The sequence below is a fragment of the Brevibacillus sp. SKDU10 genome, from assembly GCF_001645205.1.
Taxonomy (GTDB): Bacteria; Bacillota; Bacilli; order Brevibacillales; family Brevibacillaceae; genus Brevibacillus_B; species Brevibacillus_B halotolerans.
This window is the reverse complement of record NZ_LSSO01000208.1, coordinates 24859-44474: the sequence shown is the minus strand read 5'-3', so window position 1 is coordinate 44474 and position 19616 is coordinate 24859. Positions and strand designations below refer to the sequence as shown.

General features: G+C 41.3%; 20 protein-coding genes and 2 tRNA genes. 5 read left to right on the top strand and 17 right to left on the bottom strand.

Features of this window, described 5'->3' with window-relative positions:
* Positions 1–91: 91 nt before the first annotated feature.
* Together AYJ08_RS21365 and AYJ08_RS21360 are read left to right on the top strand one after the other, a co-directional pair.
* A complete protein-coding gene (locus AYJ08_RS21365) occupies positions 92–1291 on the top strand; it encodes an FAD/NAD(P)-binding oxidoreductase (protein WP_003340901.1) in 1200 nt (399 codons plus the stop codon).
* A gap of 53 nt (positions 1292–1344) precedes the next feature.
* On the top strand, positions 1345–2790 hold the full coding sequence (locus tag AYJ08_RS21360; RefSeq protein ID WP_064019387.1) for an MBL fold metallo-hydrolase: 1446 nt from the start codon (positions 1345–1347) through the stop codon (positions 2788–2790).
* 25 nt (positions 2791–2815) lie between these two features.
* Here AYJ08_RS21360 and AYJ08_RS21355 read toward each other — a convergent pair whose 3' ends face one another.
* The 4 genes from AYJ08_RS21355 to AYJ08_RS21340 all read right to left on the bottom strand — a co-directional run bounded on the left by AYJ08_RS21355 (position 2816) and on the right by AYJ08_RS21340 (position 6202).
* Positions 2816–3907, bottom strand: a complete 1092-nt coding sequence (locus AYJ08_RS21355) for an HD-GYP domain-containing protein (RefSeq protein ID WP_064019386.1) — start codon at positions 3905–3907, stop codon at positions 2816–2818.
* 175 nt (positions 3908–4082) lie between these two features.
* Positions 4083–4403: a YunC family protein gene (locus tag AYJ08_RS21350; RefSeq protein ID WP_064019385.1), complete on the bottom strand. Its 321-nt coding sequence runs from the start codon at positions 4401–4403 to the stop codon at positions 4083–4085.
* A gap of 74 nt (positions 4404–4477) precedes the next feature.
* A complete protein-coding gene (locus AYJ08_RS21345) occupies positions 4478–5305 on the bottom strand; it encodes a sulfite exporter TauE/SafE family protein (RefSeq protein WP_064019384.1) in 828 nt (275 codons plus the stop codon).
* Between the two features lie 39 nt (positions 5306–5344).
* Positions 5345–6202, bottom strand: coding sequence for a DUF72 domain-containing protein (locus AYJ08_RS21340; protein WP_031411538.1), 858 nt, complete (start codon positions 6200–6202; stop codon positions 5345–5347).
* Between the two features lie 45 nt (positions 6203–6247).
* On the opposite strand from AYJ08_RS21340, the gene AYJ08_RS21335 reads away from it, so the two are divergent.
* The 3 genes from AYJ08_RS21335 to AYJ08_RS21325 all read left to right on the top strand — a co-directional run bounded on the left by AYJ08_RS21335 (position 6248) and on the right by AYJ08_RS21325 (position 9121).
* A complete protein-coding gene (locus AYJ08_RS21335) occupies positions 6248–6688 on the top strand; it encodes a M67 family metallopeptidase (protein WP_064019383.1) in 441 nt (146 codons plus the stop codon).
* A gap of 309 nt (positions 6689–6997) precedes the next feature.
* Positions 6998–8023, top strand: a complete 1026-nt coding sequence (locus tag AYJ08_RS21330; RefSeq protein ID WP_064019382.1) for a BMP family lipoprotein — start codon at positions 6998–7000, stop codon at positions 8021–8023.
* Positions 8024–8110: 87 nt separating this feature from the next.
* Positions 8111–9121: a BMP family lipoprotein gene (locus tag AYJ08_RS21325; protein ID WP_064019381.1), complete on the top strand. Its 1011-nt coding sequence runs from the start codon at positions 8111–8113 to the stop codon at positions 9119–9121.
* 129 nt (positions 9122–9250) lie between these two features.
* Here the strand turns inward: AYJ08_RS21325 and AYJ08_RS21320 are convergent, their stop codons facing one another.
* From AYJ08_RS21320 to sufB, 13 genes are all read right to left on the bottom strand, one after another.
* The gene (locus AYJ08_RS21320) at positions 9251–9586 is read right to left on the bottom strand and encodes a metal-sensitive transcriptional regulator (RefSeq protein ID WP_031411543.1); all 336 of its coding nucleotides are present in this window, start codon (positions 9584–9586) and stop codon (positions 9251–9253) included.
* 53 nt (positions 9587–9639) lie between these two features.
* Positions 9640–9846: a copper chaperone CopZ gene (gene copZ, locus AYJ08_RS21315; protein WP_064019380.1), complete on the bottom strand. Its 207-nt coding sequence runs from the start codon at positions 9844–9846 to the stop codon at positions 9640–9642.
* Positions 9847–10047: 201 nt separating this feature from the next.
* Positions 10048–11607, bottom strand: coding sequence for a flotillin lipid rafts scaffold protein FloT (locus AYJ08_RS21310; RefSeq protein ID WP_064019379.1), 1560 nt, complete (start codon positions 11605–11607; stop codon positions 10048–10050).
* A gap of 36 nt (positions 11608–11643) precedes the next feature.
* The gene (locus AYJ08_RS21305) at positions 11644–12153 is read right to left on the bottom strand and encodes an NfeD family membrane protein (RefSeq protein WP_031411546.1); all 510 of its coding nucleotides are present in this window, start codon (positions 12151–12153) and stop codon (positions 11644–11646) included.
* Between the two features lie 230 nt (positions 12154–12383).
* Positions 12384–13145, bottom strand: a complete 762-nt coding sequence (locus tag AYJ08_RS21300) for a suppressor of fused domain protein (RefSeq protein WP_064019378.1) — start codon at positions 13143–13145, stop codon at positions 12384–12386.
* A 162-nt stretch (positions 13146–13307) separates the two neighbouring features.
* Positions 13308–13383 (bottom strand) — tRNA-His (locus tag AYJ08_RS21295).
* Positions 13384–13412: 29 nt separating this feature from the next.
* Positions 13413–13505, bottom strand: a tRNA-Ser gene (locus AYJ08_RS21290).
* A 122-nt stretch (positions 13506–13627) separates the two neighbouring features.
* Positions 13628–13981 carry a hypothetical protein gene (locus AYJ08_RS21285; RefSeq protein WP_064019377.1) on the bottom strand — a complete coding sequence of 118 codons (354 nt, stop codon included), beginning with the start codon at positions 13979–13981 and terminating at the stop codon, positions 13628–13630.
* Between the two features lie 87 nt (positions 13982–14068).
* Entirely contained in the window at positions 14069–14839 is a 771-nt protein-coding gene (locus AYJ08_RS21280; RefSeq protein ID WP_064019376.1) for a MerR family transcriptional regulator, read from the bottom strand.
* A 99-nt stretch (positions 14840–14938) separates the two neighbouring features.
* Positions 14939–15856: a DUF2268 domain-containing putative Zn-dependent protease gene (locus AYJ08_RS21275; protein ID WP_064019375.1), complete on the bottom strand. Its 918-nt coding sequence runs from the start codon at positions 15854–15856 to the stop codon at positions 14939–14941.
* Between the two features lie 194 nt (positions 15857–16050).
* A complete protein-coding gene (locus tag AYJ08_RS21270; protein ID WP_064019374.1) occupies positions 16051–17139 on the bottom strand; it encodes a GerAB/ArcD/ProY family transporter in 1089 nt (362 codons plus the stop codon).
* Positions 17140–17296: 157 nt separating this feature from the next.
* On the bottom strand, positions 17297–17830 hold the full coding sequence (locus AYJ08_RS21265) for a hypothetical protein (protein ID WP_064019373.1): 534 nt from the start codon (positions 17828–17830) through the stop codon (positions 17297–17299).
* Positions 17831–18184: 354 nt separating this feature from the next.
* A complete protein-coding gene (sufB, locus tag AYJ08_RS21260; protein WP_003334570.1) occupies positions 18185–19582 on the bottom strand; it encodes a Fe-S cluster assembly protein SufB in 1398 nt (465 codons plus the stop codon).
* Positions 19583–19616 lie beyond the last annotated feature (34 nt).

Genomic DNA, 19616 nt, shown 5'->3' with positions numbered 1-19616 from the left:
TAAATGAAAGGGTTTTCCTTTCTTTTTGACATTTTTTTTCTTCATCTTACTTACGATTGGTAGTCTTTATATGGCTGAAAGGGGAATGGAGATGTCAAATATCCGCAAGTTTTGTGTTGCCATTGTAGGTGGAGGTAGCGCCGGCATTATGGTTGCGGCTCGATTATTGCGCGCACGCCCCTCTCTTCGCGGAAGTATTGCAATCATTGACCCTGCTGATAAACACTACTATCAGCCCTTGTGGACGCTGGTAGGAGCAGGTGTTGTATCAAAGGAAAAAACAGAACGTGAGGAAGCCTCCCTAATTCCTAAGGGAGCGACTTGGATCAAGGAGTCTATCGAATCCTTTTTTCCAGAAATGAATCAAGTCTGTACAGCACAAGGTGAAAAGATTCAATACGACTATTTGGTCGTATCCGCCGGGATTGAGATAGGCTGGGACAAAATTAAAGGGCTTCCAGAGGCAATTGGAAAAGGCGGAGTATGTAGTAATTATTCTTATGAGCATGTTTCGTATACGTGGGAATGTCTGCGTACTTTTTCAGGAGGAACTGCCATTTTTACTCACCCAAATACACCGATTAAATGCGGGGGTGCTCCCCAAAAAATCATGTATTTAGCGGATGATCATATGCGGAAGGCAAAGGTGCGCTCCCATTCCCAGATTATTTTTGCTTCAGCTAATGCGAGTATTTTTGCCGTCAAAAAATATGCAGATTCCTTACAGAATGTTATTAACAGAAAAAATATTCACACCAACTTCAGATGGAACTTGATAGAGATTCTTTCAGAAAAGAAAGAAGCTTTATTTGTTCATCTTGATACAAAAGAGTTACATACCCTTTCCTATGACATGCTGCACGTGGTGCCCCCTATGTTTCCCCCCCGTTTTATTCGAGAAAGCCCTTTAGCAGACGAAGCTGGCTGGGTAGAAATTGATGCAGCTACACTACAGCATAGACGCTACCCAAACATTTTTTCTCTAGGAGATTGTAGCAACCTTCCTACTTCCAAGACTGGGGCTGCCATTCGAAAACAAGCGCCTGTGCTCGTGGCCAATCTATTGGCTGTCATGGATCAGCAAACCTTATCCGCTCGATATGATGGATATACGTCTTGCCCATTAGTAACAGGCTATAATCGCTTGATCCTAGCAGAATTTGATTACAAGCTAGAACCCCGCGAAACGTTTCCCTTTGATCAAGCAAAGGAAAGGTATAGCATGTATCGAGTAAAAAAGGATTTGCTTCCTCTCCTTTACTGGCGAGCAATGATGAAAGGGCGAATGTAACCCTTGTTCCATCCATATTTCATATTAAAAAATAAAAGGAGGAACGATCATTCATGTTATTACGTTACTTTTATCATGAACCATTAGCTCAAGCTTCTTATCTTGTAGGTTGTCAACGAACTGGTGAAGCCGTCGTCATTGATCCGCAAAGGGACATTACAGCTTATTTGCGTATTGCCCAACAGGAGGGTCTTCGTATCGTAGGAGCATTGGAAACGCATATCCATGCCGACTTTGTATCCGGAGCCAGAGAGCTCGCTCATCGGACCCAGGCTACTCTTTATCTTTCAGGAGAAGGGGGACCTGACTGGCAATATGAAGGACTCGATGGTGTTGTCCATCAAATTATCCATGAGGGAGATACCTTGTCCGTAGGCAATCTCCGTTTAGAAGTTATGCACACGCCAGGACATACACCGGAGAGTCTGTCCTTTTTATTAAAGGACTATGGTTTAGCCGGGTCACAGCCCATCGGAGTATTCACAGGAGATTTTGTGTTTGTTGGTGACGTAGGACGACCTGACCTGCTCGAAAAGGCCGCTGGTCAAACAGGTACTGCTGAGGTCGGAGCGCGTCAAATGTATCAATCTCTTCAACGTTTTAAAGAATGGGAGGACTATCTGCAAATCTGGCCGGGTCATGGAGCGGGAAGTGCCTGCGGAAAGGCATTAGGTGCCGTCCCCTCTTCTACGGTAGGCTATGAAAAGCGCTATAACCCTGCCCTATCCTTCACAGAAGAAGAAAAATTCGTCACATGGCTGTTAGACGGTCAGCCAGAGCCCCCCCGCTACTTCTCTCGAATGAAACAGGTTAATAAACAAGGAGCAGCCTTGATAGCTGATATCCCTCTCCCCAAAGAATTACAGATGGAGCGGGAAGTGCTACAGGATATTCTAGCTAGTGAGGCCATCCTGCTGGACACACGTCTTGCCTCAGTATTTGCCCAAAGCCATTTGAATGGCTCTCTATCTATCCCCCATCAGCGCAGCTTCTGTACCTGGGCTGGTTGGTTAATTGATGAGCAAAGTCCCTTATATGTCCTTGGAAATAAAGAAGATCACCAACAAATTTTATCCGATTTAAGAGCGGTTGGAATTGACCATATCTTAGCGATGGGTGATAGTAATGAAATTCAAAAAAACATCGACCTGTCCCCCCTGCTTAAAGACATGAAGGAAATGGATGTTATGACAGCCACTTCCCTTGTCTATCAGCAGGACGTCACCTTGATCGATGTTCGCAATTCATCTGAATGGCTTGAGGGCCATCTTCCACATGCTGTTCATATTCCGCTCGGCTCTCTACACAAGCGACTGGATGAGATTCCTAAAGATAAACCTATACTTGTCCAGTGTCGTTCAGGCGCTCGCTCTGCCATAGCAGTCAGCCTTTTAGAATCGAAAGGCTTTGAGAATTTGATTAATTTAGAAGGTGGTATCCTCGCCTGGAATCAGGCTGGACTCGAAACAATAAGCAATCCAGCTAATGTCACCATCTAAGCTTGCTTTCTCAAAAATAAACCGATTAGCTAAGCGGCTCACAATCAGAAATAACTAAACTTAACTCGGCAGTTAAATCAATTTCAAATGGCTTTACCTTTTCATGAGCCTCATTTTCTAAAATTCGTACAACCGGTCTGGAGGGAAATCCCGGATTATTTTTAATAATAACGCCGGAGATACCAGAGCTTAAGGTGACCCCCAAACCAACTGGATAAATAGAGATCGCATTGCGAAATTTTTCTAAAACATTATTACAAAATTGCGTCCCTGATCCTGCAAACAGCAGCTCCGTAGCATCATGCGGCAGCATCGGCCGACGATAAACCCGATGACTTGTTAAAGCATCAAACACATCACATACGGCTAAAATTTTTGCATATGGATGAATTTCCGCTTCTTTTAATTGACGGGGGTAGCCGCTCCCGTCAATTCTTTCATGATGCTGAAATGCGCAATGTGCAGCTAGTAACGGAACTCCTATTTGTTTTCGTAATAATTCAAATCCGATTACGGTATGCTGCTTGACAATTTCATACTCCTCATCAGTCAAACGCCCCGGCTTATTCAATATTTCAGGCGGTATCATCATTTTACCTACATCATGTAAAATAGCCCCTAAGGCTAAATCAGCAATTTCCTTATCATTTAACCCCATTTTTAATCCGACTGATACAGTATAAATTGTTACGTTAAAGGAATGGACAAACACGTAGGAATCGACACCACACACCGTTCCTAGTAAATTCATCGCTGAATGATTGTTTTTTAATTCATGAATAAGATTCATGAGCACGCCGCGAACACGCAGTCCCATTTTTTCTGCCGCAAACACTTGTCTAAATTTTTTAGGATCTTCACGAAACGTTTCAAACGACTTATGGATAAATCCCATCGCTTCCCGTCGCGTCTCATCGGAGATAATATCATCTATAAGAATGTCAGCTGTATCATCATCCTCAATATAAATGGAATGAATATTCATTTCTGCTAAACGTGCGATCATTCTCTGGGTAAGTGTAACGCCGTTTCCCACTAAGATTGTACCATTACTATTGTAGATACTTCGTGCAAGCTTCATGCCTGTTTCACAGCGGGTGATGGACAATAATCGCATTAATTTTTCCAAGCCTTTCCTAGTACTAGTACCATTATACCTATTAGTAATTTCGTCAAAAAGAAGAATTGATTTTACTATTGTTGTCTAATAAAGAGAAGTTTGGCTAAGGCTTTTGAGCTTGTCCACCATCGCAAACCTCCTAGTCCGTGAGGTATTAGGAGGCTTTTACGCTTTATGTTCGTTGTTCGTGAGAGAGCATGAATTCAATAGCATCGCTACCTTTTGTACCTATCTCTATCCCCAAAGCCGCTGAGCCAAAAGTCACTGATTCTAAAGGAGCATCCAGCAGTTCTTGTATCGTTTTTACGCCTGTTGCACGACCTGCAATAATTTCTCGATGAGCTAACTTCTCATTTAATAATCCAACATCAAGCGCACCACACATGATATATCCGATTTCCGTGGCTACAACCAGCAGCGTAGTTTTCGGCAAATGCACGGTAATGGCCTGTGCTACACCCGCGTTAAAATAAAGCGGCTTCATTTCAATCATCTGTACCCCTCCTTTCTTTTTACGATATGAGCAAAAGAGAGAAGGGGTGTTTTTTCTAATGAAAATACGGCATGCTAAGTAACAAAAGCTTTACAAATCATTTGAACGGCAATCGCTAAGATCATGATTCTCAGCAGGAGTATTAAGGTCTTACCTTTTAATTTATTAGCCACAATAGCTCCTATTGCTCCACCAATCCATGCCCCTGGCGCTAGACCAAGCACATAGAACCATTGGATATGGTCGTTTATAATATTCGTTGTGGAACCGACAACAGCCGACAAAAAGATAATGCACATAGAGGTAGCCGTAGCCATATGGGCAGGGAAACGATATAGGACGATCAGTGCCGGCACCATCAGAATCCCTCCACCAACTCCAAACAAAGAAGAAATGATACCGACAAAAAAAGCAATGATGATAGCAGAGGTGCGGTTATAGCCATAAACTTGCTGCTCCCCCTGCTCATCCAGATAGGTTTTAACAATCTTCCATTGGTTCGTTCTTGGCTTGAATTTATCTTTAATCATTAGCAAGATAAACATGGAGATTTGAAATAAACCAAATAAAAGATAAAACGAGTCGCTATTTAACCATTTATTTACATAAACTCCAACGACTGCTCCCGGAGCACTACCGATAAAAAATAGGACAGCCGCTTGCACATCCACTTTTTTCTGTTTCCAAAAGCTAATGCTTGAGGAGAGAGCTGTTATCGCAATGACTAATAAGGAGGTACCGCTCGCTATTTGCGGCGTAATGCTACCTGGCTCATACATATTCCCGAAATAAAGTAAGGCAGGAACGAAAAACATTCCTCCGCCAATACCGACCAGACTCCCCATTACACCTGCGAATAGTCCAATAAACATAAACAATAAAATAAAGAGTGCAATTAACATGATTAAGCCTCTTCCTAGGCGTACAACGCCAAAATGTTGTTAGAAAAGCTCGAGTTGCCGAGGATTCAATCCATCCGGATCAATATCCAATAGTTGCATCATTCGCTTGGCGTTTGCTACAGCATCGCCCCCTGAATTATTATTGAATAGCACAATGACACGTTCCGTTTGCCGACTTAATTCGAGCAGTCTAGGCTTCCATTCTTGTAATTCTTCCTCACTATATCTGTACAAATACCTAACATCTCGCCAATTTGGGGCGCCAGTGTCACGCCATCCCGCCCTATTTCTCCCATGAAAGCGAACCAATGCCTGTTTCACAGAGCTAACCGCTGTAACAATGGGAACAGAGCCAGACCCTACCTGCGGCTCATCACAGACAACATGAACAGCGCCCAGCTTTTGCAGAAAAGCTAATGTCTTTTCTCTCCAAGCAGACTCAAACCAGCTTTGGTGTCGAAATTCGACAGAGACAGAGTAACGGGAAAAATACTGTACACAGTACTGAACGTATTGAACATGCTCACGCTTACAGTCAAACCAAGGTGGGAATTGAAACAATAATGTCTCCAATTTCCCTGCGTCAACAAGTGGCTGAATGCTCTCTTCAAAACTCTTAAATAATTCTAGCTTTTCATCGCGTTCCATGTTACGTTGATGACCGGTCAGCCCTTGATGCGGTTTGACAATAAAACGGAATGCATCTGGGGTTTCCTTTGCCCACGTCACATAATTTTTTTGTGGTAAAATAGCGTAAAAAGAGCTGTCCAGCTCTACAATAGGAAAATGACTGGCATAAACAGACAACTTATCTTTGGCTTTCACACCCTGCGTGTATAAATCATCATGATCTCCCCAGCCGCATACGCCAATTTGAATGTTTTGGTTTTTGCTCAAGAGAAAACCTTCTTTCACTTTAAACTCAAAGGAGAAATAGTAGCTATGAACCACACCCTATTGGGTTCTCCCTTTTCTCATGCGGATCAGCCGATCCTTATCTCAAAAACACTAGTTTCTCAGCTACTCGCAGCAGCAAAACAGCAATTGCCATACGAATTTACTGCATTATTAGGCGGTCATCAAAACATGATTACTTCATTCTATCCTGCTTCTTCGGAAGTTGCCTCAACAGACACTTTTTTGGTAAGTCCGTCTATTTTTTTTCAAAGAATAGCCCAGATGAAAAAACAACAAGAAAGCTGGCTTGGCGTTTTGCACACTCACCCGCTCTCTCCTGCCGTTCCCTCTTCTCTAGATATACGTGGATGGCATTATCCCCAGCTTTGCTACTGGATTTTGTCATTTGCAACTGAGATACCTGATTTAGCTTTGTATCAAATCAGCCAGGGACATGTGCAACGGCATTCATACGAGATAATCTAACCGCTTCTGACCTGCCGCCCAGCTTTTTCCTTTTGTGTAAGCTACATTCATTTTCCCCGTTGTTCTTGCCCATCAGAAATCAGCAGAAAATCTTTCCATAATTAGTTTACTCCTTTTTTCGACAATCCTCAAATGCCGGGACATTACATAACCCTGCTTGTAAATGAGCAGAATATCATTAGAATTTTGAAGCTGGCTTCATTACGTAAATAATCTAACAATTGACGTTTGTTTATTTGTCTGATAGAATTTCATCGTTTGCCCAATTTAAACAAAACGTAGCAGAGACAAAAGGGAGGATTTTTCATCATGAAAAAGCTTTATTCGATCCTCGGTGCTGGTCTTTTGACCTTCTCACTCGCTCTAAGCGGCTGTGGAACAAAAGCTCCTGAAACCGGGAACGCATCTGGAGAAGCAAAAAAACACGTAAAAGTAGGAATGGTTACTGCTACTGGTAACGTTAACGATAATTCCTTTAACCAGATGACATGGGAAAGCTTGCAAAAGTTTGGAAAAGACACTGGTGCAGAGACTCAATACCTGCAATCTGCAAGTGATAGTGATATCATTCCAAACTTGAATCAATTTATTAAAGAGAAATGGGATCTAACTTTTGGTGTCGGCTTCTTAATGTCCGAACATGTACAAAAAGTAGCGAAAGACAATCCAGAAGCTAAAATTGCTATCATTGACTCTGTTGTTGACGCACCAAACGTAACATCCATCGTGTTCAAAGAGCATGAAGGGGCTTACCTTGCTGGTGTAGCAGCTGCACTAAGTAGTAAAACGGGCAAAATTGGTTTCCTTGGCGGTATTGAAATGCCTGTAATCAAACGTTTTGAAGCAGGCTTCACAGCAGGCGCAAAGGCAGCTAAACCAGATATTACAATCGTTTCCCTTTACACAGGTGCATTTGACAAACCTGATCTTGGTAAATCTACTGCTTCCACTATGTTTAACCGCGGTGTTGACATTGTGTTCCATGCGGCAAGCTCTACAGGTGATGGTTTGTTTAACGAAGCAAAAGACCGTCGCGCTAAAGGTGAAAACGTATGGGTTATCGGCGTAGATATGGATCAATCCAAAGTATTTGGCGAAGATATCACAATGACATCTATGATCAAACGTGTTGATGAAGCTGCATACCGAGTATCTACTGATCTTTTAAATGGTAAATTTGAAGGTGGTAAATCGGTATCTCTTGGTTTGAAAGAGAACGGTGTTGGGCTAGCTGAATCCACAAAGAAAAACATCTCCGAGGATGTTTGGAAAAAGATCGAAGAGTTTAAACAAAAAATCATTAGTGGTGAAATTACAGTACCAGACAAGATGTAACACCTTTTTATAAAAACGGCATTTCTGTTAGCTTTTGAGCTACGGCAATGCCGTTCTTTACTCATTTTCTTTGGAGGTACAAACAACATGAAAAAAATGATTAGCCGTGCGCTGCCACTTCTATTAGTACTACCTTTAGCACTAAGTGGATGTGGCAATCAAAAACAAGCAGCACCTGCCGGAGATGTTAAAAGCAGTGTAAAAATCGGGATGGTAACCTCTGTAGGTACCGTGAATGATAACTCCTTTAACCAAGGTACATGGGAAGGCTTGCAAAAGGTAAAGAACGATAAAGGTGCTGAGGTACAATACCTGCAATCCAGCTCAGATGCAGATATTATTCCAAACTTGAATCAATTTGTGAAAGAAAAATGGGACTTAACCTTTGGAATCGGCTTCCCAATCATGGAGCACGTACAAAAGGTAGCAAAGGAAAATCCTGAAGCAAAGCTTGCTGTTATTGATACAGTCGTTGAGGCTCCAAATGTTACTTCGGTTGTATTTAAAGAAGAGGAAGGCTCCTTCCTAGCTGGGGTCGTAGCCGCATTAACATCAAAAACAAAGAAAGTCGGCTTTGTTGGTGGTATTGAGATCCCTGTTACAAAACGCTTTGAAAAAGGCTTCCTGGCAGGGGTAAAAGCGGCTGATCCTTCTGTACAAGTAAACACCATTTATACTGGTGCCTTTGATAAACCTGATGCTGGTAAATCCGCTGCATCCTCACTCTACAACCAAGGTGCTGATATTTTATATCACGCAGCAGGTGCGTCTGGAGACGGTGTCTTTAATGAAGCAAAAGCCCGTAAAGGCAAAGGTGAAAACGTGTGGGTTATTGGCGTAGACATGGATCAATCTCTTGTATTCGGGGATGACGTGACACTTACATCCATGATGAAACGTGTAGACGAAGCAGCTTATCTAGTAGCTACCAATTACATGACTGGTAAATTTGAAGGTGGTAAAACACTTTCCCTTGGTTTAAAAGAAAATGGTGTCGGCTTATCTGAATCTTCCCGTAAAAATATCTCTGAGGATGTTTGGAAAAAAGTAGAGGAATTCCGCAACAAGATTATTAGCGGTGAAATTAAGATTCAATAGCATAGGCTGATTATTCTTATACAACAGATTACTCGTTATACTCATTACTGACAAAAAGCTCTCTTTTTCGTGTTCATATACACACAAAAGAGAGCTTTTCTTTAATTAGCAGGCTATAATCCATACATTTTATTTCATTAGCTTTGCCACTGTTTTTAGCAACTCATCAATTACTTCCTGATCGCCTTCCTGAATGCGTTCCACTACACAGCTTTTCATATGACCTTCCAATAGAATCTTCCCTACGGAATTGAGCGCTGATTGAACAGCAGCTATCTGATTTAGTACATCATCACAATAGACGTCCTTTTCAATCATACCCTTGATGCCGCGAACCTGTCCCTCAATTCGATTCAATCGGGATTGCAAATTCCCCTTTAGCTTTTCGGAATGATGACTGGTTCGCTCCTGACAACATCCTTTTTCCTTTTCATCAGGTAAAAGCTGTTGATAATCTCCCTCCATTTCATTCCCCCCTTTTTCTCATATTCTCTATATAGTGTATACGTTATTCTCTCTTATTCTACATCATATCCTTGGTCATCAATCGTTTCTTTAATTGCTTCTACTGTTACTTTCGTAGAATCATAAGCTACTTCCACCTCTGCCTCAGACAATCTAACTTTGACTGAAGCAACTCCTTCTAAGTTGCCTACAGCTTTTTCAATCGCTTGCACACAATGATTGCACGACATACCTTGTACTTGTAATACGACGTTTTCCATCTTGTTCAAACTCCTTTCAATTTATCATTTACATTATCATTCTCTTATACTACTATACCCCCCTAGTGTATGTAAAGGGTATTGACTCTTGCTACAAATTATTATTCATAAAAAACCCTCCTACCTCAATAAACCTCGGTAGAAGGGTTCGTACGACCAATTGATCTTAAAAAAACTATGGTCGAGTCAGTAATAAATGTTCTATTTTTCTTGTTGAATCTGCTCAGTTAGCTTACTAATCTCGGAAGCTTCTTCCAGAACTTCAGCTTTAGCATGATTGATCTCTGGTGCGGATACCTGCCCCTTTTTCATGAAACCCTCAATCATCTCATTCATATCTAAGCCAGATACATCCTTTAGCATTTCTGGCAACTGAGTCATTAATTTAGTGACATTCGTACTTAAACGATTTACACCGTCTCCTTGCCCGCCACCAGTATCAATAATTGTTACTTTGTCGATTGCTTTCATTGGTTCAGCAACCTTCTCGGCCAACTCAGGCAACATCTTGACCACAATATCTAATACAGCCGCCTGACCAAACTTTTCGTATGCTTCAGCCAGTTTACGCTTCCCTTCTGCTTCTGCTTCCAGTTTGAGCTGAGTTACCTCCGCTTCGGCTGTACCGCGTGCCCTTTCTGCATCAGCATAAGCAAGACCCTCTAAGCGCTTTTGCTCTGCTTGCGCCTTCGCTTCTGCCTCGATACTATATTTTTTAGCATCCGCTTCACGCATTTTCTTCGCTTTCTCCGCTTCAGCCGCCTGCTCTACAGCATAGCGATCGGCATCCGCTTTTTTCTTTACTTCCGCATCGTACTGACGCTCTCTACGCAGAATTTCTTTTTCCTCTAGCTCAATCTCTTTCTCACGGCGTACGATGTCTACTTTCATTTCCTCTTGGGTAACCTGTTGTTTCATCTTCGCTTGTTGTAATGAATATGCCTGGTCGGCTGAAGCACGCGCTCTGTCTTGCTCCTGCTTAAACTCTGAAATTTTGAGTTCCTTTTCTTTTTCTGCTTCAGCAATGTTGGTTTCTTTCAATAATTCAGCCTTCTTAGCGTGCTCTTCGGCTTGAGCCTGCTTGATGCGAGACTCTTTATCAGCCTCTGCTTGGGAAATGCTAGCATCCCTTTTCACCGCAGCAATTTGCGGAATACCTAACGCAGCCAAATAGCCATTTTTATCTCGAACGTCTTTGATGGTAAAGCTTACAACAGACAGCCCCATCTTTTTCAAATCTTTGGCAGCTACTGCCTGCACTTCCTGGGCAAAGCGCTCCCGATTCTTATAAATTTCCTCTACTGTCATGCTTCCAAGGATGGCACGTAGATACCCCTCCAGAACCTCCTGAGCTTCAGAACGTAGCGACTCATCTGGTTTCCCCATAAATTGTTCCGCCGCTGTAGCAATGTCTTCTATAGAACCGCCAACTTTAATAATTGCCACACCGTCAGCCATCACAGGCACACCATGCTCTGTGTAAACCTCTGGGGTAGATACATCCAATTTATGTGATAATAAGCTTAAAAAGTTCGCTTGCTGGAAAATTGGTAGAACAAACGTACCTCCACCTCGTACAATCTTAATTTTGTTGCCTGATTCGTCAGTCAATACGTTCTTGCTACCAAGTGCACTCCCTGTTACAATCATTGCTTCATCAGCACCTACTGTTTTGTACCTTGCCCAAAACGCAATACCAAGGATTACAAAAACAGCGATTACAGCAATAATAGGTCCAAGCACAATGATGTCAAAATCCATTAGCAAACATCCTTCCTTTATGTATTCATCTAGCATTTATTCAAAGGGAATCACTTGTAGAACATGATCCTCTACTTTGACAACTATGACACGAGAACCCTGAGGAATCATAACCTGATCTTGGCTAGATGCAATTTGGTTACTAGTCCCACTCAGCATTGTAATGATAATTTCTCCATATCCCTTGGCAGGGATGGTGGTAACAACTTCCCCAATTTGCCCTTCCAATTGGGTAAGCGAATAGCCTGTTGAATTTTCAGCGTTTTTCATGGGTCGAATCCAGATAAAATACCCCGCTGCAGCAAGCAGTAGACCACTACCAGCCGAAAGTAACACGACACTTGTGATGGAAAGTAATGTGAACCGATTCAGAAGAAATCCGCAAGCACCAAAGGCTGTAATAGCACTCACCACACAAACAGGTTGTAATACAGGGCTTTCTACACCACCTGTAAGGGCATGACTATGATCAACAAACATCAACACAATAGCAAACAAGAATCCAAGTCCTATGCAGCTAAGAAAAATAATATCCCATGTCCCCATGCAAACACCTCATCCTAGAATTAAGTCAAGTGCATAAAAGGGTGCAATCATTTTATCTTGCACTTGTTTATACGTTTCGATTAGCATACGGTTTCATAATTTCCAGATAATTTCCATCATTTTTTTTGTCCTTTCCGTATTCTTTCAACAGGAGTGTCTTTATGCTTTGATGATATCAATTTTATTCTATACTTTATCCCCATATAAAAGAAACCTCCGAATCATCTAATTTAGATGACAGAGGCTCGATTCCATTCTAAAGTATTTACATCATTTTCTATGAAGATAGCTTCTAATTCAGACCAACCATTTTGTTTTACAAACTCAGCCTCTGTGGGCCATAAAGGAACTAGCATGTATATGCTCACAAGTTCTTTTCCATCGGTGAAATGAGCAAATCCTTCTGGTTCAAAAACAGGAGGCAGGCAAATGACATGTGTAAAACCATGATGTGTCCCAAATGGTTGACCGCTCGAAAAGAGCTGCTCATTAGTAGAACTGTCTATTTCTACAGCCTGTTGTATAATGTGTTCAATCAGTATAGGCAATTCCTGATGTTTTTCATAAGTGCTAATGATATATTCTGAGCCATTCTTTATTGCGCAGCCACAAGTCGCATACGTAAACCATCCTCGACTGCGGTTACACGGATACAGAAGCACCGCTATCTCCTCTGTATCCTGCTGGATCGAAACCTGATCAACTGGTTGGTCATGAAAGAATGCTTGATAATGCGACTTGATCCACTTTTGCCAAGTCACATCTGTTTCCTTATTTTTCGGTTCATTATGATAAATATCTGGGGACCCTTGTTTCTGAGAATGCTGTATAGAGCGAGGTCCTGCTTCAGTAACCGCCTGCTCGACGACACCCAGCCAGACCTTTAGCATTTCCGGCTGTTTCGTACACTCCTTCTTCTTAGATATGAGATAGAGAAAGAAAAGCAGGAAAAGAAACGCGATCATCAGTAGCATTATTTTAAGCAGAAACATCTGTCTCCCCCTCTCTTGAAAATTCTCCTTATATAAGCCTATGCTACATCATACATACGGTTCCATCAAATACCCGAATTCATCAAAAAACCCCTTGTCTTCAAGTCTCCTTGAACAACAAAGGGGTTTTAATCGTAGCAGTTATATGTCTTTAAAATAAGATGGGGCGATCGATGGGAATCGAACCCACGAGTGTCGGAGCCACAATCCGATGCGTTAACCACTTCGCCACGACCGCCATGTATGAAAATAAAAGATAAAGTAAAATGGCGGACAGAGTGGGATTTGAACCCACGAGACGGGTCGACCCCGCCTACACGATTTCCAATCGTGCTCCTTCGGCCACTCGGACACCTGTCCATACGTTTCATACAAGAAATAATATAGCAGATTTATTTTAAAAATACAAGGGTTTTTATTCAATTTCTAAAAAAAATAGTGTAAGCGGTTACCGAATCGACTGTAACCGCTATTTTTTCAATCTATTCTGATCTTTCTTTCTGAAAAGCCAGTTTAATTACCTGATATATCAGCAATTGCGGAAAAGCGTACAGCCCGGAAAGAATTAATGCGACCAGCTCTGCTGTCAATGGCTCAAAGTAAGCATCGCTTCCACCCATAAAATAGTGTGCAAGAGCTATGGTTAGAACCATTGAAATAGCAATGCCCCCCAGCATATATCTGAATTGATTCACACACAAGGGCAATAAGATCATGGACAATAAATACATCCATGCGCTACCTTGTTTGTAGTCCATATACATGGTGAGAAATAGTAACGGAGAACAAAGAATGATTGCCAGTAAATTCCACGCGGAAGATTGGATGAATTTCATGTTAACCAACACCTTGCCATTAACACTTTTTCAATATTCTACCATATTCTTCCGGATTTCACTAGCAGATTAACAGTTCAAATATGTTTACATGTCTGCTTGACCGTTCTCCAAGGTCTGACGCTTCGTATATACGGCTAGCGCTTCCTGAATATATAGTCCCTCTGTTTCCGTATACGGCATGGGTAAAGGTGATTTTGTATGAGCAGTATGCAAGCTCTGATACATATCCGCATCTCCTTTGGTAAAAGCATAGATAAGGCTTTGCCACTCCTGAGCTAACATCTGCACCTCCTCGCTTTCCACCGCTTTGTTCTGAGCAAAGGCCTTTTTAAACCCTTCTACGACAATATTCCAGCGTAGCGTATCATGCTTTTGCTCCATCTCTGTATACATTTCCTGACGTTGATCAAGCAGGCTTAGCTGTTCCTCTGTGTAATATTTTTTCCACCAATGTTTATCCTCCAGATGAATCACCTTAATCAGGTCAATAATGGCATCCCATTTCACGCTTTGCTCCTGCTTCACTAGCAGACAGGCATAATCTAACGCGGAAATAACTTGATCGAGCTTCTCCCGTTTTTCCTCCATCAATTTCTTTTGCATCTGTAATGATTCCTCTAAATCGACTGGCTGGATTTGCTGAAGAGCTTTAATTTCCTCCAATGAAAAGCCTAAATATTTTAGTGTCAAAATTTGTTGTAGTTTAGCTAAATTATTACTCGTGTAAATTCTAAAGCCGTTTTCTGTATGCTTAGCAGGGGAAAGCAGCCCTACCTTGTCATAATAACGAAGTGTTCGAATGCTAACCCCTGCTACTTTAGCAAATTCACCTGTACGGTACTCTTTGTATTCCACAGTAGCATCTCCTTTGCATCAATCTAGCTGCTGATTGCTCTCTAAAATGAAAATAGTTGCATAGCTTATCTGAATTTATAAAGATGCTTGTATCGACATTTATTCAAAAAAACAAGACTCTGCTATTATTTGATTTGCGGGTGTTAAGGTTGCTTCCATAATGCTTCTCCCTGTTTTCTTAAGATATGCTTGGACAAGGTGATAACCAACAGCATAACCCGCATACGACGATAATCCAACCTTTTGATACCCCATTTTATCAGCTAGATCATCACCGAACAGATAGCTTCTTACTTCGCTAAACCCTTTTACATGTAAGGAATCCCGAATAACTCTCGCAGAATACGCAAGCTCATCCCCCACCAAATGGGTAACCCAGGGGCCAATTCGTTCCTCACCATACATATGAACAGCGAAGGATTCTGCCAACCCTTCTATCACAACGTACTCCCCCACACTTATATCTCCATATCGAAATGGTTCATAGCAAAAACGCACCTGATGGTTAAACTCGTGAGCAATTACATGCGGCAGTCTTGGTAGCGTATCGTCATTTGGACAAATATAGATCTGAATATACCCCGGGATACCAGCAAAACCTGAATAACCTTGAACAAGCTGCATTTCATCACTCATGCTGTTTCCAATAAGCAGGGCGTAGTGTATCTTTTCTAATGGGAGGTTATAACCTATTTTCGAGAACTCTTCCACTACTTCTTCCAGGACCCTTTCAGCCAAATGATTTGCATGTATTTGTTCTAGTTTACGCACTTCTTCTTTTAATGCCGATAAATCTGAACTACTTGGAACCCACAAGCCTAGCATTTGTGAAGCCATAATGACATCATAGCCATTTTCCGCAGTAGCCTTCAGTGGAACACCGATTGTTTTCCACATTGCTTCAAATGGTTTCATAAGCTTATATCGAAACATCTCGGTTTGCTTCTCAACAGATAAATTCAGCATCTGTTTATAAATAGATACTGTATCATGTAAGACAAATGACGTCTTAGACATTTTTAGCCTCTCCCTTCAATGAACAAATCCTCGTTAAGCTTTTCCTTCTTTTCTTCTTTCATTACCAATAAAAAAAGACTTTCCTTAGCAGAAAGTCTTCTTCTTACTCTCTTGCTTTTTCCCATCTTACAGGGTGACGTAGCGTCATAGGCAAGAGTTTTTAGCTTTATTGTCGATTTAGTGTAAGCAATGAATCAAGTGCCTTTTCTTTTTGGTACAAGCATCACGTATAGCCAAAAGAAAACGGGAAAAGCAAAAGCTACGATATAAGAAAAAGGAGCTAAAAGGATATTAAACAAGTTTATGTTAGTAAAGTACGGCTGATAAAACAGATAGCTCACTATAAAAATCCCTAAAATAATATATAGCTGTGACCGTTCTCTTCTTTTCGTAAGTTCAGAGATACCTTCTGTAACAAAAAATAGATACGGGATAACGGATGATAAAAAAATGAGAATGTAAAAAGAGACGTAGACAATTTCAAAGCGCTCCAAAAATGCGAAACGTATCGGCTTGACCAATGTTAGGGTAGGCCAGATATACTTTGTAATCTCATCAGGACTAAAAACCATATAACATATAATAGTGATTTCCAAATAGATCAGCAACGTGATTGAATTGGCAATAATAATGCCCTTTGCGGCATGCTTTTTATTCTTTATGTATGGATAAAAAAGATAGGCCAATTCAAAGCCTAGGAAGGGAAACACGGCGATCCGTACACCTTGAATAACAGGCTCCCAGCCCTCCTTTAGAATTGGCAGCAGAAACACGAAATGACTTTGATCTAAAGGGAAAAGGAGGACTAGTAATAACCATAAAGTTGAAAAAAACACAACAACCTGAAATCCGCTAAGCACTCGAATGCTACCGCGTATTGCTATATAGATAGGAACAATAAATAGAACACCAATAAAATAATTGGGCGTATTTGGCAGTATCCATTCATTAATAATGAAGATGCTCGAAACAAAAATAGAGAATGCACTAATAAAGCCATATATAATCCAGATAACCATCATTACATTTCCTATTATAGAGGAGAAATAAAGATGGAGGATTTGTAGCATTGTCTTTCCTGGATGCTTTGACATGACCTTTATAATGCATAAGCTAACTACGGTGGACAGGGCATATCCAATGATAATGGAAATCCAGCCATCCGTTCCAGATACCTGTGCAAGCTCTGCAGGAAGTGTCAAAATGCTTGTTCCAAGTTCAATGCTAGTAATGACTAAAATAAAATGTAGGAGAGAAATCTCTTTCTTCATGAATGTAGACATTACCTTGTCCCCCCTATTCCTATACATCTTCTTATTTTTTACTAGCAGGGAAGTCGGGAGTATAATCTGTATATAAAAGTAATATCCGCCAAAAAAGGACAGGATATTCCTATCGGCTAGACAAGAAATATGCTTATTTCCTCAATCCTTGTTAAGACTATGAATATAATTGGCTAAGGGACAATAATCTTTTTGTAACCTCCTCAGGCAATGGTTCTTGCAGTAATCGTTTACAAACATCTAGATTGGGACCGTTCTTTTCAAGATATCCATATATTCTATCTGCTTTTTGCCTACGGTCTATTAGCTGATAAGCTACAGCCCATACCTCAGGAGCGCAGACTGGGATGCCTCTCCATTCGTAAGCTGGCAGGCAGGGAAGGTGACATATACCCGTTTTTGTCTTCACGGAAAAATTCCCCATAAAATCAATCTCTTTTCCATGTAGCTCCACCGATAAGCGATAATGAGTGTTGTATATGCCATCACCGGAAATCCCTACTGTCACAGGATATTCCGTAAATGCTTCGCATAGCTTGTCTAATGATGCATCTGTGGTGATATCTATATCACGAAAGTTACTTTCTAATCCTAAGCTGTATAATAGAGTGCTGCCACCTAGGGCAAACGTTATATTTTTTTGATGAAGCCGCTTTCCTAGTCTTGCTACCTGGTCTAAAATATCTTCCATCGCTTACAATCCTCTCTTTTTATGCTTATCCCAAATACATCCTGATTGAAAAACTGACAAACTGACCGATTGTAGCCATTGTATGCTCTTCAAAATTTTTAATCAATGCAAGCGATGTTTTCCTCCCTGTATTCTCCATGCCGTTCCAACTTTGGAACTCAAGCACAAATGTAAAAAACGTGTCCGAGAGACTCGGACACGCAATGTAAAAGTTACCGCCGACATAATCTTCACGTGACCAGAAGATTGAGGATGACACTTTGATCAGTACGAACGGTATGTTCAATTTTAAAATTCCGGGCAAATTCCGGACAAACCGTAATTCCGAAGCCGAAAACCCTTGATACAACAAGGTTATCCAATAGACCCTTCCATCTCGAACTTAATCAGACGGTTCATTTCAACGGCATATTCCATTGGCAATTCTTTTGTGAATGGCTCAATAAAGCCCATTACGATCATTTCTGTAGCTTCCGCTTCACTTAAGCCGCGGCTCATCAAATAGAACAATTGATCTTCAGATACTTTAGATACAGTCGCTTCATGCTCAAGCGTCACGTAGTCATTCATGATCTCATTGTATGGGATCGTATCTGAAGTAGACAATTTATCCAAAATCAATGTATCACACTTGATGTTAGATTTAGCACCCTCTGCTTTACGACCAAATTGAGCTAGACCACGATATGTTACTTTACCGCCATCGCGGGAAATAGACTTAGATACGATCGTGGAAGTACAATCAGGCGCTAGATGGATCATCTTCGCACCAGCATCCTGATGCTGACCTTTACCCGCTACTGCGATAGAAAGAACTGTACCTTTAGCACGTGGTCCTTTCATGATAACGGCAGGATATTTCATCGTTAACTTAGAACCGATGTTTCCATCAATCCATTCCATGTTTGCATCAGCATACGCTACAGCACGTTTGGTTACTAGGTTATATACGTTATTAGACCAGTTCTGGATCGTTGTATAACGGCAACGAGCGCGTTCTTTAATAATGATTTCAACTACAGCAGAATGCAAAGAATCTGTGCTGTAGATTGGCGCCGTACAGCCTTCTACGTAATGAACAAAGCTATCCTCGTCCGCAATGATTAGTGTACGCTCGAATTGACCCATGTTCTCTGAGTTAATGCGGAAGTATGCTTGGAGTGGAGTTTCTACTTTTACACCTTTTGGCACGTAAATGAAGGATCCACCAGACCATACAGCAGAGTTAAGCGCCGCGAATTTATTATCTGCTGGCGGAATAACTGTCGCAAAATACTCCTTCACGATATCAGGGTATAAACGTACAGCCGAGTCCATGTCCGTAAATAAAACACCTAGAGACTCTAAATCCTCTTGCATGTTATGGTAAACAACCTCAGATTCATACTGTGCAGATACACCAGCTAAGAACTTTTGCTCAGCTTCTGGGATACCTAGCTTGTCAAAGGTAGCCTTGATTTCTTCTGGTACCTCATCCCAGCTACGACCAGCTTTTTCAGATGGCTTCACATAGTAAGTGATGTTGTCGAAATCCAATTCATCGAGGTCGCCGCCCCATTTAGGCATTGGCATTTTATAGAAAATGTCTAGTGCTTTTAAACGGAATTCTAACATCCATTCTGGTTCTTCTTTGATTTTAGAAATCTCTTCTACGATTTCACGAGTTAAACCTTTTTTCGTACGGAAAATCGAAACGTCTTTATCGTGGAATCCATATTGATACTCTTGGATTTCAGGGGCTTTCTTCGCCATATCGTTCACTCCTTTTGCCTCACAATTCAATTGG

Coding starts and splice junctions, on each gene's coding strand:
- AYJ08_RS21365 (WP_003340901.1), top strand. CDS start 92: ATGTCAAATATCCGCAAGTTTTGTGTTGCCATTGTAGGTGGAGGTAGC.
- AYJ08_RS21360 (WP_064019387.1), top strand. CDS start 1,345: ATGTTATTACGTTACTTTTATCATGAACCATTAGCTCAAGCTTCTTAT.
- AYJ08_RS21355 (WP_064019386.1), bottom strand. CDS start 3,907: ATGCGATTATTGTCCATCACCCGCTGTGAAACAGGCATGAAGCTTGCA.
- AYJ08_RS21350 (WP_064019385.1), bottom strand. CDS start 4,403: ATGATTGAAATGAAGCCGCTTTATTTTAACGCGGGTGTAGCACAGGCC.
- AYJ08_RS21345 (WP_064019384.1), bottom strand. CDS start 5,305: ATGTTAATTGCACTCTTTATTTTATTGTTTATGTTTATTGGACTATTC.
- AYJ08_RS21335 (WP_064019383.1), top strand. CDS start 6,248: ATGAACCACACCCTATTGGGTTCTCCCTTTTCTCATGCGGATCAGCCG.
- AYJ08_RS21330 (WP_064019382.1), top strand. CDS start 6,998: ATGAAAAAGCTTTATTCGATCCTCGGTGCTGGTCTTTTGACCTTCTCA.
- AYJ08_RS21325 (WP_064019381.1), top strand. CDS start 8,111: ATGAAAAAAATGATTAGCCGTGCGCTGCCACTTCTATTAGTACTACCT.
- AYJ08_RS21320 (WP_031411543.1), bottom strand. CDS start 9,586: ATGGAGGGAGATTATCAACAGCTTTTACCTGATGAAAAGGAAAAAGGA.
- copZ (WP_064019380.1), bottom strand. CDS start 9,846: ATGGAAAACGTCGTATTACAAGTACAAGGTATGTCGTGCAATCATTGT.
- AYJ08_RS21310 (WP_064019379.1), bottom strand. CDS start 11,607: ATGGATTTTGACATCATTGTGCTTGGACCTATTATTGCTGTAATCGCT.
- AYJ08_RS21305 (WP_031411546.1), bottom strand. CDS start 12,153: ATGGGGACATGGGATATTATTTTTCTTAGCTGCATAGGACTTGGATTC.
- AYJ08_RS21300 (WP_064019378.1), bottom strand. CDS start 13,145: ATGTTTCTGCTTAAAATAATGCTACTGATGATCGCGTTTCTTTTCCTG.
- AYJ08_RS21285 (WP_064019377.1), bottom strand. CDS start 13,981: ATGAAATTCATCCAATCTTCCGCGTGGAATTTACTGGCAATCATTCTT.
- AYJ08_RS21275 (WP_064019375.1), bottom strand. CDS start 15,856: ATGTCTAAGACGTCATTTGTCTTACATGATACAGTATCTATTTATAAA.
- AYJ08_RS21270 (WP_064019374.1), bottom strand. CDS start 17,139: ATGTCTACATTCATGAAGAAAGAGATTTCTCTCCTACATTTTATTTTA.
- AYJ08_RS21265 (WP_064019373.1), bottom strand. CDS start 17,830: ATGGAAGATATTTTAGACCAGGTAGCAAGACTAGGAAAGCGGCTTCAT.
- sufB (WP_003334570.1), bottom strand. CDS start 19,582: ATGGCGAAGAAAGCCCCTGAAATCCAAGAGTATCAATATGGATTCCAC.